This is a genomic window from Bradyrhizobium sp. ORS 86 (assembly GCF_045571475.1).
Taxonomy (GTDB): Bacteria; Pseudomonadota; Alphaproteobacteria; order Rhizobiales; family Xanthobacteraceae; genus Bradyrhizobium.
Map to the genome: position 1 here is coordinate 3,375,024 of NZ_CP120699.1, position 15,189 is coordinate 3,390,212.

12 protein-coding genes are annotated in these 15,189 nt (G+C 64.4%); 10 read left to right on the plus strand and 2 right to left on the minus strand.

Annotation, left to right across the window (positions count from 1 at the left end):
- Positions 1–56: 56 nt before the first annotated feature.
- The 9 genes from P6U25_RS15405 to P6U25_RS15445 all read left to right on the plus strand — a co-directional run bounded on the left by P6U25_RS15405 (position 57) and on the right by P6U25_RS15445 (position 13,486).
- Positions 57–3,548, plus strand: a complete 3,492-nt coding sequence (locus P6U25_RS15405) for an indolepyruvate ferredoxin oxidoreductase family protein (RefSeq protein ID WP_407151988.1) — start codon at positions 57–59, stop codon at positions 3,546–3,548.
- Positions 3,549–3,828: 280 nt separating this feature from the next.
- Positions 3,829–4,986 carry a thiolase domain-containing protein gene (locus P6U25_RS15410; RefSeq protein WP_407151989.1) on the plus strand — a complete coding sequence of 386 codons (1,158 nt, stop codon included), beginning with the start codon at positions 3,829–3,831 and terminating at the stop codon, positions 4,984–4,986.
- Positions 4,986–5,375 carry a Zn-ribbon domain-containing OB-fold protein gene (locus tag P6U25_RS15415; protein ID WP_076831312.1) on the plus strand — a complete coding sequence of 130 codons (390 nt, stop codon included), beginning with the start codon at positions 4,986–4,988 and terminating at the stop codon, positions 5,373–5,375. The genes P6U25_RS15410 and P6U25_RS15415 overlap by 1 nt, the downstream gene beginning before the upstream one ends.
- Before the next feature lie 204 nt (positions 5,376–5,579).
- Complete coding sequence (locus P6U25_RS15420) at positions 5,580–6,440, plus strand: MaoC/PaaZ C-terminal domain-containing protein (protein ID WP_407151990.1); 861 nt, start codon at positions 5,580–5,582, stop codon at positions 6,438–6,440.
- Between the two features lie 188 nt (positions 6,441–6,628).
- Complete coding sequence (locus P6U25_RS15425; protein ID WP_280977406.1) at positions 6,629–7,507, plus strand: SDR family oxidoreductase; 879 nt, start codon at positions 6,629–6,631, stop codon at positions 7,505–7,507.
- A 121-nt stretch (positions 7,508–7,628) separates the two neighbouring features.
- Complete coding sequence (locus P6U25_RS15430; RefSeq protein ID WP_407151991.1) at positions 7,629–8,582, plus strand: dihydrodipicolinate synthase family protein; 954 nt, start codon at positions 7,629–7,631, stop codon at positions 8,580–8,582.
- A gap of 6 nt (positions 8,583–8,588) precedes the next feature.
- Positions 8,589–9,389 (plus strand): NUDIX hydrolase, encoded by an 801-nt coding sequence (locus tag P6U25_RS15435; protein WP_407151992.1) that lies wholly within the window; start codon positions 8,589–8,591, stop codon positions 9,387–9,389.
- A gap of 210 nt (positions 9,390–9,599) precedes the next feature.
- Entirely contained in the window at positions 9,600–12,281 is a 2,682-nt protein-coding gene (locus tag P6U25_RS15440; RefSeq protein ID WP_407151993.1) for a PAS domain S-box protein, read from the plus strand.
- Positions 12,282–12,400: 119 nt separating this feature from the next.
- Positions 12,401–13,486, plus strand: a complete 1,086-nt coding sequence (locus P6U25_RS15445; protein ID WP_407151994.1) for an SMP-30/gluconolactonase/LRE family protein — start codon at positions 12,401–12,403, stop codon at positions 13,484–13,486.
- A gap of 23 nt (positions 13,487–13,509) precedes the next feature.
- On the opposite strand, the gene P6U25_RS15450 is transcribed toward P6U25_RS15445, so the two are convergent.
- Complete coding sequence (locus tag P6U25_RS15450) at positions 13,510–13,860, minus strand: GrlR family regulatory protein (protein ID WP_407151995.1); 351 nt, start codon at positions 13,858–13,860, stop codon at positions 13,510–13,512.
- 238 nt (positions 13,861–14,098) lie between these two features.
- On the opposite strand from P6U25_RS15450, the gene P6U25_RS15455 reads away from it, so the two are divergent.
- Entirely contained in the window at positions 14,099–14,539 is a 441-nt protein-coding gene (locus P6U25_RS15455; protein ID WP_407151996.1) for a hypothetical protein, read from the plus strand.
- Positions 14,540–14,578: 39 nt separating this feature from the next.
- Here P6U25_RS15455 and P6U25_RS15460 read toward each other — a convergent pair whose 3' ends face one another.
- Positions 14,579–14,962, minus strand: coding sequence for a VOC family protein (locus P6U25_RS15460; protein ID WP_407151997.1), 384 nt, complete (start codon positions 14,960–14,962; stop codon positions 14,579–14,581).
- Positions 14,963–15,189 lie beyond the last annotated feature (227 nt).

Below are 15,189 nucleotides of genomic sequence, written 5' to 3' on the forward strand. Positions count from 1 at the left end.
CCAGCTCGGATGACTAGCTAAAAACCGGTCGTCGCGACCAGCGAAAAGAGGGCTAAATGGGAATCAACCAAGGGCCTATCAGCCTCGACCAGAAATACACCCAGGACACCGGCCACGTCTTCCTGACCGGCATCCAGGCGTTGGTCCGCCTGCCGATGGCGCAGATCAGGCGCGATCGCGCTGCCGGCCTCAACACCGCAGGGTTCATCTCCGGCTATCGCGGATCTCCTCTCGGCGGCTACGACCAACAGCTATTCGCCGCCCGCAAGCATCTCGAGCAGTACAACATCAAGTTCCAGCCCGGCGTGAACGAGGACCTGGCGGCCACCGCGATCTGGGGTTCGCAGCAGCTCGGGCTGTCGCCCGGCGCCAAGTATGATGGCGCCGTCGGCATCTGGTACGGCAAGGGTCCTGGCGTCGATCGCTGTGGCGACGTATTCCGGCACGGCAATGCCGCGGGCTCGGCCAAGCATGGCGGGGTGCTCTGCCTTGCCGGCGACGACCATGGCGCAAAATCCTCCACCGTCCCGCATCAGTCCGACCACGCCTTCATCTCCGCGCTGATGCCCTACCTCTATCCCTCGAGCATCCACGAAATGATCGAGATGGGCCTGTTGGGTATCGCGATGTCGCGTTACTCCGGCTGCTGGGTCGGCATGAAGGTGATCACCGAGACGGTCGAGACCACGGCCGAGATCGACCTCACCGATGAGATGACGCCGTTCGTGATCCCGACCGATTTCGAACTGCCGCCGGGCGGGCTCAACATCCGATGGCCCGATGACCGCTTCGAGCAGGACCGCCGGCTGCAGGACTACAAGGGCTTTGCCGCGATCGCCTTTGCCCGCGCCAACAGGGTCAACCGCGTCACCATGGATTCGCCGAATGCGCGCTACGGCATCATGGCCTCGGGCAAGAGTTACGAGGACATCCGCCAAGCGCTGCGCGAGCTCGGCATCACGCCCGAGATCGCTGCCAAGATCGGCATCCGCCTCTACAAGATCGGCATGCCGTGGCCGCTGGAGCCGGAAGGCGTGCGCAACTTCGCGATCGGCCTCGAGGAGATCTTCATCGTCGAGGAACGCCGCGAGATCGTCGAGAACCAGGTCAAGCAGGAGCTGTTCAACTGGCGCGACGACGTCCGCCCGCGTATCGTCGGCAAGATGGACGAGCACGACAAGCGCTTCCTGACCTTCGCTGCCGAGCTCAGCGTCGCCTCATTGGCGAGCTCACTCACCGAGCGACTGCTTCGACTTAATCTCAATCCTGAAATCGCCGAGATGCTGCGCGCCAAAGCCGACTGGTTCAACGGCCGCCAGTCGACGCAGATGCAGGCGACAGCGCCGGTCACCCGCGTGCCGTACTTCTGCTCGGGCTGCCCGCACAACACCTCGACCAAGGTGCCCGAGGGCAGCCGCGCGCTCGCCGGCATCGGCTGTCACTTCATGGCGCTGTGGATGAACCGCTCCACCGAGACCTTCACCCATATGGGCGGCGAGGGCGTGCCGTGGGTCGGCATCGCGCCGTTCACCAACGAGAACCATATCTTCGCCAATCTCGGCGACGGCACCTATTTCCATTCCGGCATTCTCGCGATCCGCCAGGCGATAGCCTCCAAGGCCAACATCACCTACAAGATCCTCTACAACGACGCGGTGGCGATGACCGGTGGCCAGCGCCACGACGGCGACCTCTCGCCGCAGCAGATCACCTTCCAGCTCCACGCCGAAGGCATCCGCGAGATCTATCTGGTCTCGGAAAATCCCGATGCCTATCCGGCCGATACGATCGCGCCCGGCGTCAAGCTCTATCATCGCGACGAGCTCGAAAACGTCATGAAGATGTGCCGCGAGTACAAGGGCACGTCGGCGATCGTGTTCGTGCAGACCTGCGCGGCCGAGAAGCGCCGTCGCCGCAAGCGCGGCCTGATGGAGGATCCGCAGCGCCGCGTGCTGATCAATCCGGCGGTCTGCGAAGGCTGCGGCGATTGCTCGGTGCAGTCGAACTGCATCTCGGTCGAGCCGCTGGAGACGGAGCTCGGGCGCAAGCGAACCATCAATCAGTCGACCTGCAACAAGGATTATTCCTGCGTGAAGGGTTTTTGCCCGTCCTTCGTCACGGTCGACGGCGGCAAGCTGAGGCGCCGCGCGCCGCCCGATCTCGGCACGATCGGCGGCCTGCCGGAGCCGGCGTCGAAGCCTGCGCTCGACCGGCCCTACAACATCGCGGTCGGCGGCGTCGGCGGCACCGGCGTGTTGACGATCGGCGCGTTGCTCGGCATGGCCGCTCACATCGAGGGCAAGGCCAGCATGATCCTCGACATGTCCGGCCTTGCGCAGAAGGGCGGAGCGGTGCTCAGCCACGTCCGGCTCTCCGAGCACACCGCAGACGTGACCTGCTCCCGGATCGTGACCGGCACGGCCGATCTCGTGCTCGCCGCCGACGAAGTGGTGGCGGCTTCGAAGGACACCATCACGCTGTGCGATGCGAGCCGCACCGTCGGCATCATCAACAGCCACGTGATCCCGACCGCGGATTTCATCCTGAACCGCGATTTCAACTTCCAGACCCGCAAGGTCAACAGCGTGCTGGAGACCGAGCTGCGCAAGGACTCCACCTTCTTCGACTTCACCAAGCCGGCCGAGGCACTGCTCGGCGACAGCATCGCCACCAACATCATGATGCTGGGCTTCGCCTATCAACGCGGCTTGCTACCGCTGTCGGCGGAGGCGATCGAGAAGGCGATCGAGGTCAATGGCGTCTCGATCAAGATGAACACGCAGGCGTTCGAACTCGGGCGGCTCGCCGCCGCCGATCCGGCGCGCCTCGCCGCGATGCTGAAAGACCAGGACGATGTCGTGCCGCCGAAGACACTGGAGGCGATGTCGCTCGACGAAATCGTCACCCATCGGATGGCGCTGTTGACCGGCTACCAGAGCTCGCGCCTGGCGAAACGCTATCGGAGGCTGGTCGACCAGGTCCGCGAGGCCGCGACCAAGGGCGGTTATGGCGAGGCGCTGCCGCGCGCCGTCGCAATCAACTACGCCAAGCTGCTTGCCTACAAGGACGAGTACGAGGTGGCGCGCCTGTTCACTGACGGCCATTTCGAGAAGCAGTTGCGCGACCAGTTCGAGGGCGAGTTCAAGTTCAGCTTCAATCTCGCGCCGCCGATCCTCGGCGGCGGTCTCTATGCGAAGGGCCGGCCGAAGAAGCGCACGTTCGGCGCCTGGATGATGTCCGTCTTCAAGGTGCTGGCGAAATTCCGCTTCCTGCGCGGCACGCCGCTCGACATCTTCGGCTACAACGCCGATCGCAAGCTCGAACGCGATTTGATTGTAGGCTACGAGAAGGACGTTGCGACCGTGCTTGGTTTGCTATCGCCGCTCAATCACGACATCGCTGTCGAATTGCTGTCGCTGCCCGATCGTATCAGGGGCTACGGCCCGGTGAAGGAGGAGGCGATCAAGGAGGCAAAGGTTCGCTACGCGCAACTCGCAGCCGACCTCGCCAACCCACCGCCGGCACCGCGACAGATGGCGGCGGAGTAGGCTCGCCGCATCTTCAGCGTCGTCCCGGGCAAGCGAAGCGCGACCCGGGACCCATAACCACAGGGTTGCGTTGTTGGAGCGAGCCGCGGCTCCAGTGTCGCGCAACAATGAACAGCGGTGGTTATGGGTCCCGGCTTTCGCCGGGACGACACCTGTTTTGAGGCGCGCATATTGTGCGCTCATCGTAGTCTCGCCTGACGGAATATTTCCGCGCTTGCCAAGGTCGCGCGAGCAGTTCAGAAAAACGCTGGACGATTAAGAGACGCCAGCGGAGAACGATTTGACCATCAAGGGCAAAGCCTACATTGCCGGGATCTATGAACATCCCACCCGGCACGCACCCGACAAATCAACTGCACAGCTTCACGCCGAGGTCGCCAAGGGTGCGCTCGAGGACGCCGGGCTCACCAAGGACGATATCGACGGCTATTTCTGCGCCGGCGACGCACCGGGCGGGCTGTGGCCGATGGTCGATTATCTCGGCCTCAACACCAAGAAGTTGCGCCACGTCGATTCCACCGAGACCGGCGGCTGTTCCTATCTGATCCATCTCGGCCACGCCGCTGAAGCGATCGCCGCCGGCAAGTGCTCGGTCGCCTTGGTCACGCTGGCGGGCAAGCCGCGCACCGGCCCGATGCCGCCGCGCGCCGCCGGCGCCGAGGTCGATTTCGAATCCGCCTACGGGGCTACCACGCATAATGCCTACGGCATGTGTGCCATGCGCCACATGCACGACTACGGCACCACCTCCGAGCAGCTCGCCTGGATCAAGGTCGCGGCCTCGCATCACGCGCAATACAACCCGCATGCGATGTTGAAGGAGGTCGTGACGGTCGAGGACGTCTTGAACTCGCCGATGATCTCCGACCCGCTGCACCGGATGGATTGCTGCGTCGTCACCGACGGCGGCGGCGCGATGATCGTCACCACGCCCGAGATCGCAAAGAGCCTGAAGAAACCGTTGGTGCGGCTGATCGGCCATGGCGAGGCGATGAAGGGGCCGCGCGGCGGCAAGGATCTCGACCTGACGTACTCCGCCGGCGTGTGGTCCGGTCCGCGCGCCTTTGAAGAGGCCGGCGTGACGCCGAAGGACATCAAATACGCCTCGATCTATGACAGCTTCACCATCACCGTGCTGATGCAGCTCGAAGACCTCGGCTTCTGCAAGAAGGGGGAGGGCGGCAAGTTCGTCGCCGACGGCAACCTGATCTCGGGCGTCGGCAAGCTGCCGTTCAACACCGATGGTGGCGGTCTGTGCAGCAACCATCCCGTCAACCGCGGCGGCATGACCAAGATCCTCGAGGCTGTCCGTCAGCTACGCGGCGAGGCGCATCCGAAGGTGCAGGTGAAGAACTGCGACCTCGCGATCGCCCACGGCACCGGCGGTCTGCTCGGCGTTCGCCACGCCGCCTCAACCTGCATTCTGGAGCGTGCGTGATGTCTGAAGCCAAGAAGTACAATGCCCCGGTGACCAACCCGGAAACTGCGCCGTTCTGGGAAGCAGCCAAGGCGGGCAAGTTCATGATCAAGCGCTGCAACACTTGCGGTGAAGCCCATTATTTCCCGCGCGCGATCTGCCCGTTCTGCTTCTCCGACAAGACGGTGTGGGAGGAGTCGAGCGGCGAGGCGACAGTCTACACCTACAGCCTGATGCGGAAGTCGCCGACCGGGCCCTACGCGATCGCCTATGTGACGCTGAAGGAAGGTCCGTCGTTGCAGACCAACATCGTCGATTGCGATCTTGAGAAGGTGAAGATCGGCCAGAAGGTGAAGGTGGTGTGGAAGCCGACCGATGGCGCACCGCTACCGTTCTTCACGCCGGCCTGATGTTACCCTCTCCCCTTGTGGGAGAGGGTGCCTTCGCTGCAAGCGAAGGCGGATGAGGAGTCTCTTTCCGCGAATAGAATCTCTCTGCGGCGCGAACCCCTCACCGAAGCGAGTTTGTGATGAGCGTCGGTGTAGCCCTCTCCCGCAAGGGGAGAGGGCGCTTCAACGAGCACCGTCGGAAAGAAGTTCGGGGAGAAAACAACAATGCCGATCGTGTATGAACAGCTAATGGCCCTGAAAAATCTCGGCCAGAAATACAGCTACACTGACCGCGACGTGATGCTCTACGCCTATGGCATCGGACTGGGTGCCGATCCGATGGACGAGAAGGAGCTCGCCTTCGTCAACGAGGGCACGCTGACTCCGCGTCCGCTCAAGGTGGTGCCGACCTTCGCGTCGGTCGCGGCGTGGGGCGCCGGTCCCGGCGACATGAATCTCAACCGCGTGATGGTGGTCGACGGCGAGCGCGACATCACCTTCCACAAGCCGTTCGCGACCGCGGCCCACATCACCGCCGATTCAACGGTGCTCGACGTCTTTGACAAGGGCAAGGATAAGGGCGCTGTCATTCGCCACCAGACCGTGCTGAAGGACGAGAAGGGCGAGAAGCTGGCCACGCTGGTCGCCTCGCGCTTCGCCCGCGGCGATGGCGGGTTTGGCGGGCCGTCAGACGGCCAGCCCGAGCCGCATAAGGTGCCGGAGCGCGCGCCGGACAAGGTCGTCGACATCACGACGCGGCCCGACCAGGCGCTGATCTATCGTCTGTGCGGCGACCGCAATCCGCTGCACTCCGATCCGGAATTCGCCAAGAAGGCGGGCTTCCCGCGGCCGATCCTGCACGGCATGTGCACCTACGGCATCACCTGCCGTGGCGTGCTGCAGACCTATGCCGACTACGATCCGTCCGCCTTCAGGCAGCACGCGGCGCGGTTCTCCTCGCCGGTGTTTCCCGGCGAGACCGTGACCATGGAACTGTGGAAGGACGGCAACGTGGTGTCGTTCGAAGCCAAGGTGAAGTCGCGAGGCGTCACCGTGATCAAGAGCGGCAAGACGGTGCTGGCGTAGGCAACGCGTCGCGGCCGTCGGCTCCCTCGCCCCGCTCTTGCGGGGAGAGGGTGGGGTGAGGGGCGCCTCCGCGAAGCTGATGTCGCGGATGGTCCTGTACCCCCTCACCCGAAATTCGCTGGCGCGAATTCCGACCGCTCCCCGCGGCCGGGAAGAGGTGAAGAAGACGAAGCAAGGGAGAAACAACCATGGGATTGCTCGACGGCAAGGTGGCGCTGATCACGGGCGCCGGCGGCGGATTAGGTGAAGCCTACGCGAAGCTGTTCGCGCGCGAGGGCGCGGCGGTGGTGGTCAACGACCTCGGCGGCCCGCGCGACGGCTCGGGCTCCGACAAGTCGATGGCGCAGAAGGTGGTCGACGCGATCAAGGCCGAGGGCGGCCGCGCGGTCGCCAACGGCGCCGACATCTCGACCATGGCGGGCGGCCAGTCGGTGTTCGACGACGCCATCAAGAATTTCGGCCGCGCCGACATCCTGGTCAACAACGCCGGCATCCTGCTCGACGAGACCTTCCACAAGGCCAAGGAAGCGAATTGGGACAAGGTGATGAAGGTGCATCTGAAGGGCACCTTCTGCTGCACCCAGCCGGTGTTCAAATGGATGCGCGACAATGGCGGCGGTGTCATCGTCAACACCTCGTCCACCTCTGGCCTGATCGGCAATTTCGGTCAGACCAACTACGGCGCCGCCAAGGGCGGTATCTGGGGCCTCTCCAACGTACTGGCAATCGAAGGCCGCAAGTACAACATCCGGATCTGGACGCTGGCGCCGGGCGCCCTGACCCGCATGACCGCAGACCTGCCCCGCTACAAGGAGAATCCGGGCGCGGCGCTCGGTCCGGACGGCATTGCGCCGGCGGTGCTGTACATGGTCAGCGACTTGTCAGGCGATCAGACCGGCAAGGTGCTCGGCGTCTCGGGCCCGCGCGGCGTCCGCGAGATGCGGATGATGGAAATGGAGGGCTGGAAGCCGCCCTTTACCGGCTGGAAAGCCGAGGACATTGTCACCCATGCCAAGGAGATCTTCTTCTCTGAGGAGCAGATCAAGATGGGCGCGCGGCGGTTTTAGGTGCTACACGTCGTTCCGGGGCGATGCGCCAGCATCGAACCCCGATGCGCAATTGCGCATTGTGGAACTTCGAGTTCTCGCTTCGCGAGCCCCGGAATGACGACAGATGATAGAGGCATCCATGAAGCTCACCGCCCAAGCCGCAGGAACCTTCGCGATCGCGCCGACCCCGTTCCATGACGACGGTCGCATCGACGAGACATCGATCGACCGGCTGACCGATTTCTACACCGAGGTCGGCTGCGACGGCGTCACGGTGCTCGGCATCCTGGGCGAGGCGCCGAAGCTCGATGCCGCCGAGGCCCAGCAGGTCGCGCTGCGCTTTGTGAAGCGCGCCAAGAAGCTGCAGGTGATCGTCGGCGTCTCCGCGCCAGGGTTTGCCTCGATGCGGTCGCTGGCGAAAGCCTCGATGGATGCGGGCGCCGCCGGCGTCATGATCGCGCCGCCGCCGAACCTCCGTACCGACGACCAGATCATCACCTATTTCAAGCAGGCGCAGGACGCGATCGGCGACGACATTCCCTGGGTGCTGCAAGACTATCCGCTGACGCTGACCGTCGTGTTCACGCCCGCCGTGATCCGCAAGATCGTGATGGATAGCCCATCCTGCGTGATGCTCAAGCACGAGGACTGGCCGGGCCTGGAGAAGATCTCGACGCTGCGCAACTTCCAGAAGGACGGCTCGCTGCGGCCGCTGTCGATCCTGGTCGGCAACGGCGGCCTGTTCCTCGATTTCGAGATGGAGCGCGGCGCCGACGGCGCGATGACCGGCTATGCCTTCCCGGAGCTTCTGATCGACGTCGTCAAGCTCTCCAAGGCCGGCAAGCGCGATGCCGCGCACGACCTGTTCGATGCGCATCTGCCGCTGATCCGTTACGAGCAGCAGCCCGGCGTCGGCCTGACCGTGCGCAAATACGTGCTGCAGAAGCGCGGCATCATCGCCTCGAGCGCCCAGCGCAAGCCGGGTGCGGTGATCACGCCGCAGGCGAGGGCGGAAGTCGATTATCTGTTGTCGCGTGTCGCCCGCGTCGACGGCCGCGCCAACCTGCAACCCCAATCCAGCGCTGCGGGCTAACCCTTCATGACCGAAATCGTCGCTCCGCGCCCTGCATCGACTGTGTTGCTTCTGCGGGACGCTGTACCGTCCCGCGGAATCGAAATCTTCATGATGGTCCGCCATCACCAGATCGAGTTCAACTCGGGTGCGCTGGTGTTTCCGGGCGGCAGCGTCGACCGGAACGACAAGGAGATCGCTGCGAATCCTGCGCTCTATTCCGGTGGCGCGGGGCTCGATCCCGATGCGCTCGGTTTCCGCATCGCCGGGATCCGCGAGACTTTCGAGGAAAGTGGCATCCTGCTGGCGCGGTCGAAAGGCTCGAAGGAACTGGTCGATGCGAAGCGGGCGAGCGAGCTCGCGCTGGCCCATCGCGGTGATCTGAACGAAGGCAAGATCACCTTCCAGACCATCCTGGCCGACAACGGCCTGGTGCTGGCGCTCGACGCGCTCGTGCCCTATGCGCACTGGATCACGCCGGAGGGCATGCCGAAGCGCTTCGATACCTGGTTCTTCCTCGCCGCCGCTCCTCCGGAGCAGCTCGGCGCCCATGACGGCAAGGAATCGACCGATTCGATCTGGGTGTCGCCGCGCGAGGCGCTGGAGGGCGGCGAGACCGGCCGCTTCAAGCTGCCGTTCCCGACCACCCGCAACCTGATCCGGCTCGGCAAGCAGGCCAGCGTCCAGGGCGCGCTCGCCGATGCGGAGGGCATGGCGATCGTCACGGTGATGCCGGTGATGACCAAAACCGCCACCGGCCGCCAGCTCCGCATCCCCAAGGAAGCGGGCTATGACGGCGAGGTCTTCGAGGTCGGCACGACGGGGTAGTTCCGTCGTCCCCCGCAGCCTCATACTTCGGCCAATACCGAAGGGTCGTCGCGCGCCTGTGCGGGTGCCGGATTGGACCAAAGTGCTTCGGCAGCGTGACGCAAATCACCTTCGGTCACGCGGCCGGCTTGTTGATCGGCCGTCGGCCTGTTCCCCAAAGCACGTAATTTCCCGTATATTGCGGCCGGACTGGACCCCGGCCTCGATGACATGACAGCAGAACTGCCGCCGAATTCGCAAGCGCCGCGAGCGTTCTCGCTGTCGATTGGCCAGCTCACGTTCGGCAGCTTCCTGCTGGTGCTGGCTGTAATCATCATCACATCCACCGCGAGCGTGGTCGCGATCCGTCACATCGACGCGACCTTTGCCGAGCTGCAGCGGCTGCAAAGCGTCGGCGACATCGCCGAGGACATCGACCGGCGCATGAACGAGCTGCGGCTGGCGGCGCGGGACTTCGTCACCGAACCGGGCAGCCAGTCGGCGCAGGTCGCGGACGCGGCGCAATCGCTGAGCGAGATCCTGAAGAAGACCCGCATCGAGCTCGCCCCCGAGCAGCAGGACATGATCGACGGCGTCACCCAGCGGCTTGCGACATATCGCAGCGGCATCGAGCGTATCTCGGCGCTGCTCAGCAGCCGCGCCGAGCTGATCGCCGCGCTGCCGCCGCTGCGCGACACCTTCGACAAGGCGATCGCCGCGAGCTCCGATCCGATGACCGCGGCCGAGCTGTCGCAAATCCAGAGCCGCATCGGCACCGCGCTCCTTGCGCATAATACGTCGGCGGCCGAGCAGGGCGCGCGGAGCATGCGCGCGATGACCATTGCCGATCCGGCGCTGCGGGCCGCCGTCGACAAATACGCCGAGGCGATCGGCGCGATCTCGGTGCGCGAGGGCCAGATCGCCGACATCGACAGGGAGGTGCTCGGCGAAGAGGGGCGGCTGATCCAGCGCGTCACCGAGCTGTTGCGCGAGCTCAGCGCGCGGCGCGGGCACGTGCTGTCGCGGGATTTTGCCCGCACGCTGGCGGAGGCGAAATGGCAGAGCATCGTGCTCGGCACGGCGGGCGTTCTGATCGGTCTGTTTGCGGCGGTGCTCGTGGTTCGCCGCACCGTGCGGCCGCTCGCCAGGATCGCCGGCTCAATCCGCAAGGTCGCAGGCGGCGAGAAGAGCGCATTCATCCCGGGCGCCGATCTCGACAACGAGATCGGCGATATAGCGCGCGCCGCCGAAGTGTTCCGCCAGACACTCGTCGACGCCGATAGCGCCCGCGAGGCCGCATTGCGTGCCCTTGCCGAGCAGCGACTCGCCGAGGAGAGCTACCGCAAGCTGTTCGAAGCCTCGGTCGAGGGCATCTATGTGACGACGCCGGGTGGCACGCTGCTCAATGCCAACCCGGCGCTGGCGCGGATGATGGGCTACGCTACCCCGCAGGACCTGATCAACGGCATCGACGATATCGCCTCTGCCGTCTATGTGGATCGGGCGGCCCGTGCGCGATATCAGGAGCTGATGCAGCGCGACGGCATGGTGCGCGACTACGAGTATCAGGTGCGCTCCCGCGACGGCACAGTGTTGTGGCTGTCGGACTCGGCGACTGCCGTGCACAACGAGGCCGGCGAGGTGATCCGCTACGAAGGCACGGTGCGCGATATCACCGATCAGAAGCGCGCTGAGGACGCGATCGCCGAGGGCCGGCGCCTGCTGCAGATGGTCATCGACACCGTGCCTGCGGTCATCAACGTCAAGGACCGCAACCTGCGCTACGTGATGATGAACCGCTACATGGCCGGCATCTTCGGCATCGAGCCGCAGGACGCGATCGGCCAGACCACCGCCGAGCTGATGTCGCGCTACGGCGCCGCCAAGACCGACGAGAACGACAAGCGCGTGCTGTCAGCGCGCCGCGAGCTCGGCTTCTACGAGGAGGAGTACGAGGATTCCGCAGGCAATATGCGGCAATGGCTGGTCAACAAGCTGCCGATCCTGGGCGCGCAGGGCGAGATCGAGAACATCGTCACCGTCGCGCTCGACATCGGCGAACGCAAGCGCTCCGAGCAGGAGATGCGCAAGGCGAAGGATTCCGCCGAAGCCGCGCTGCGCAATCTGCGCGAGACCCAGAACTCGCTGATCGAGGCCGAGAAGCTTGCCGCGCTCGGGCGGCTGGTGGCCGGCGTCGCGCATGAGGTCAACAACCCCGTCGGCATCAGTCTGACGGTGGCGTCCGCGCTCGAACGGAAGACCGCGAACTTCGCGAGCCAGGTCGAGCGCGGCGATCTGCGCCGTTCCAGCCTCAACGAGTTCCTGGAAACAGCCCGCGATGCGTCCTCGCAGCTCGTCGCCAATCTCAACCGCGCCGCGGAGCTGATCCAGTCGTTCAAGCAGGTCGCCGCGGATCGCAACTATTCGGACCAGCGAACGTTCGATCTCGGCGATCTCACCGAGCAAGTGGTGATGAGCCTGCGGCCCGGCCTGCGCAAGCACAATCTGACCCTCAACGTCGATTGCGAGCCGAGCCTGATCATGAACTCCTATCCCGGACCGTACGGCCAGGTGTTGACCAATCTGTTCCTCAACTCGGTCGCACATGCGTTTCCGGATGGCAGGGCCGGAGACGTCGATATCCAGGTGCGTGCGTTGGGCAAGGACCATGTCGAGGTGATCTTCGCCGACGATGGCTGCGGCATGAGTCTGGACGTGCGCCGCCGCGCCTTCGATCCGTTCTTCACGACCCGGCGCGATCAGGGCGGCACCGGCCTTGGCCTCCACATCGTCTACAGCATCGTCACCACGCGCCTCGGTGGGCGGCTGCATCTCGATTCAGAACCCGGCCGGGGCACGCGCATCCAGATCATCCTGCCCCGCGTCGCGCCGCTGGAGCAGGCGGCGGAGTAGATCGATATTGGATCAGTATCGATCGATGCCGGAAGGGAATTGGACGGTTGCTGACAACGCCCGTACCGCTCCCCCAATCGACCTTCGATCAGTGGGCGATAGCAGCAGGGAGGGACGACATGATCTCGCGTCGCAACGTGATGGCCGGCATCGGCGCCGGCGTGGCAAGCGCGGTCACCGGCCGCGCGATGGCGCAGTCGTTCTCGTTCAAGCCCAATCAGCGCTATCCAGATCCGGCCATCGAGATCCTCGATCCGAGCTTTGCGAAATACCGGCTCTACAGCAGCACGCTGGAGCAGGTTGCCACCGGCATGCGCTGGGCGGAGGGGCCAGCCTATTTCCCCGAGGGCGGCTATCTCCTGTTCAGCGACATTCCCAACAATCGCATCATGAAATACAGCGAGAAGGACGGCAGTCTCAGCGTCTTCCGCAGTCCCGCCAATTTTGCCAACGGCAACACCCGCGACCGTCAGGGCCGGCTCGTCACCTGCGAGCATTCCGTGACACGGCGGGTCACGCGCACCGAGAAGAACGGCAAGATCACCGTGCTCGCCGACAGCTTCGAGGGCAAGCGGCTCAACGCGCCCAACGATATCGTGGTGAGGTCGGACGATACGATCTGGTTCACCGATCCGGTGTTCGGCATCGCCGGCGAGTGGGAAGGCTTCAAGGCCAAGCCCGAACAGGCCAACACCAATGTGTTCCGCATTGGCACCGACGGCAAGCTGACGGCGGTCATCACCGATCTCGTCAATCCCAACGGGCTTGCGTTCTCGCCGGACGAGAAGAAGCTCTATGTCGTCGAATGGAAGGGCACGCCGAACCGCAGCATCTGGAGCTACGACGTCAATGCGGACGGCACGGTCGGCAACAAGTCGAAGCTGATCGACGCTGTCGATCAGGGCTCACTGGACGGCTTCCGCGTCGATCGCGACGGCAACCTCTGGTGCGGGTGGGGAAGCAATGGAACGCTGCAGTCCGAGCCGACCGACGTCAACGGCCGCAAGGTCTATCAGCTCAAGGGAAAGCCCGAGGATCTCGACGGCGTGATGGTGTTCAGCCCCCAGGGCAAACCGCTCGCCTTCATTCGCCTGCCTGAGCGTTGCGAGAACCTGACGTTCGGCGGCCCCAAGAACAACCGCCTCTACATGGCGGCCTGTCACTCGATCTACGCCCTCTACGTGGAGGCGTACGGCGCGACGTGAGGCGTCGGCCGGCTGCGCCCGGCCTAATTGATATCCGTGAGCCTATGCAGTGTCGCACTGAAGATCAGGCTTGCCTTGCCGACCAGTGCGGTTCCGCTCATGGTCGCGCGCGTGTCGGTGAAGGTGCCGGAGACGCCTATTCCGACCGGCGCGGGGCCTCCGAATAGCGGGTTGTCGGTATCGCGCGGCGTGGTGTGGCGCTGCACCAGGACCTCGCCTCTGAAGACGTCGCCTTTCACCGTGTAGGTACCGGTGTAATAGAGATAGGCGTCACCGCCGAAAATCTGGCCGTCCCGGAAGAGAATCACGCCGCTGCCCTTGCCGACGCGCCCGTCCAGCAGGGTGACGTGGATTGAGTACAGCCCGTTCTTCATGACGTCCCGTTTTGCCGGCCGCCGCGCCCACGGAAACCAGTCGGTTTTTTATGCCAAAGCGCGCAACCTCGCGCAACGCGGCAGGTTAATTCAGGGGTGGCCTGCGTTGGCGTGAACCCTCGGTTCCTGCCAGTCGGTGTGACAGCGCCATGACAGCGGACCGTGCGCGTGAATCGAACTGGCCCGCGAAATGCATGGCTCTGGTTGCACTGGCCGGTAGTGCTGGAGCAAGAGACATATGACAGATTGGATTGAAGCCGGCGGCCCTTCGGCGCGCTCATGCAAGGTCTCTGGAAGTTCGGTCCGTCATCGGGCGGTCCGTGTGACGACGTCACTTTGCCTTGGTCTTCTGGCGCTCCTGTCGGTGGCGACTGCGCATGTTGCGCAGGCGCGAGACCCCGATGGCCGCTATGCCAATTCGCCCCTCAAGCAGTGGTTTGATGGTTTGCGCAGCGGCAAGGGGCCGTGCTGTTCGGACGCGGATGGGACGGCGGTCAGCGACGTCGATTGGGAGTCCAAGGACGGACACTACCGCGTCCGCCTCGATAACCAATGGATCGATGTGCCGGACGATGCGGTGATCACCGAGCCCAACCGCGCCGGTCGCGCCATGGTCTGGCCGATCCGCAGCTACATGGGCATTACGATCCGCTGCTTCATGCCCGGCAGCATGACGTAGCGGACTTCGGCGCCAGGCTTCATCCGCCTGAGAGTCGGCTCATGCGTATTTCTTGTCGCGCTCGAGCAGTTCGATCGAGATGCCCTGCGGGCCGCGGATGAAGCAGACACGCACGCCCGGGCGGATCGTGGTCGGCTCCTTCGTGAATTCGACGCCCTTGGCTTTGAGTTCGGCGGCGACCGCGTCGATCTCCTTCACTGTCAGCCCGAAATGATCGAGCCCCTGATAGGGCGTCACCGGTGGAGCGTTGACGCCGTCTCCCGGAACCACCTCAGCGATGAATACCTTGGCGCCGCCAAGCTGAACGTCGATACGGCCTGGTCCGCGGATGATCTCGGCGCCGAGGATGTCGCGAAGCCAAATGGCGGTCGCCTCGGGATCTGGACTGCGCAGGTGGATGTGGTCCCAGGTCACGGTCGGCATCGCGATCTCCTTGCTGGTTCTTGCGCCGCTTGTGCAGGCGTTGTTTTCGCGGCGCAAATCTAGAGCACGATTCCGAAAAGTGCGAAGCCGTTTTTCGAAAGATCGTGCTCAAGCAAGGGGCTAAAGCGTGAAGACGGCTCGATCCAGTCGCGCGCCAGCGGCCGGTCGTCGGCCATTTCGTCCTCGCGCGACGCCCGCCGCAATCTCGCCGTCCCGGAATGAAACTA

Coding starts and splice junctions, on each gene's coding strand:
- P6U25_RS15405 (WP_407151988.1), top strand. CDS start 57: ATGGGAATCAACCAAGGGCCTATCAGCCTCGACCAGAAATACACCCAG.
- P6U25_RS15415 (WP_076831312.1), top strand. CDS start 4,986: ATGTCTGAAGCCAAGAAGTACAATGCCCCGGTGACCAACCCGGAAACT.
- P6U25_RS15420 (WP_407151990.1), top strand. CDS start 5,580: ATGCCGATCGTGTATGAACAGCTAATGGCCCTGAAAAATCTCGGCCAG.
- P6U25_RS15425 (WP_280977406.1), top strand. CDS start 6,629: ATGGGATTGCTCGACGGCAAGGTGGCGCTGATCACGGGCGCCGGCGGC.
- P6U25_RS15430 (WP_407151991.1), top strand. CDS start 7,629: ATGAAGCTCACCGCCCAAGCCGCAGGAACCTTCGCGATCGCGCCGACC.
- P6U25_RS15435 (WP_407151992.1), top strand. CDS start 8,589: ATGACCGAAATCGTCGCTCCGCGCCCTGCATCGACTGTGTTGCTTCTG.
- P6U25_RS15440 (WP_407151993.1), top strand. CDS start 9,600: ATGACAGCAGAACTGCCGCCGAATTCGCAAGCGCCGCGAGCGTTCTCG.
- P6U25_RS15445 (WP_407151994.1), top strand. CDS start 12,401: ATGATCTCGCGTCGCAACGTGATGGCCGGCATCGGCGCCGGCGTGGCA.
- P6U25_RS15450 (WP_407151995.1), bottom strand. CDS start 13,860: ATGAAGAACGGGCTGTACTCAATCCACGTCACCCTGCTGGACGGGCGC.
- P6U25_RS15455 (WP_407151996.1), top strand. CDS start 14,099: ATGACAGATTGGATTGAAGCCGGCGGCCCTTCGGCGCGCTCATGCAAG.
- P6U25_RS15460 (WP_407151997.1), bottom strand. CDS start 14,962: ATGCCGACCGTGACCTGGGACCACATCCACCTGCGCAGTCCAGATCCC.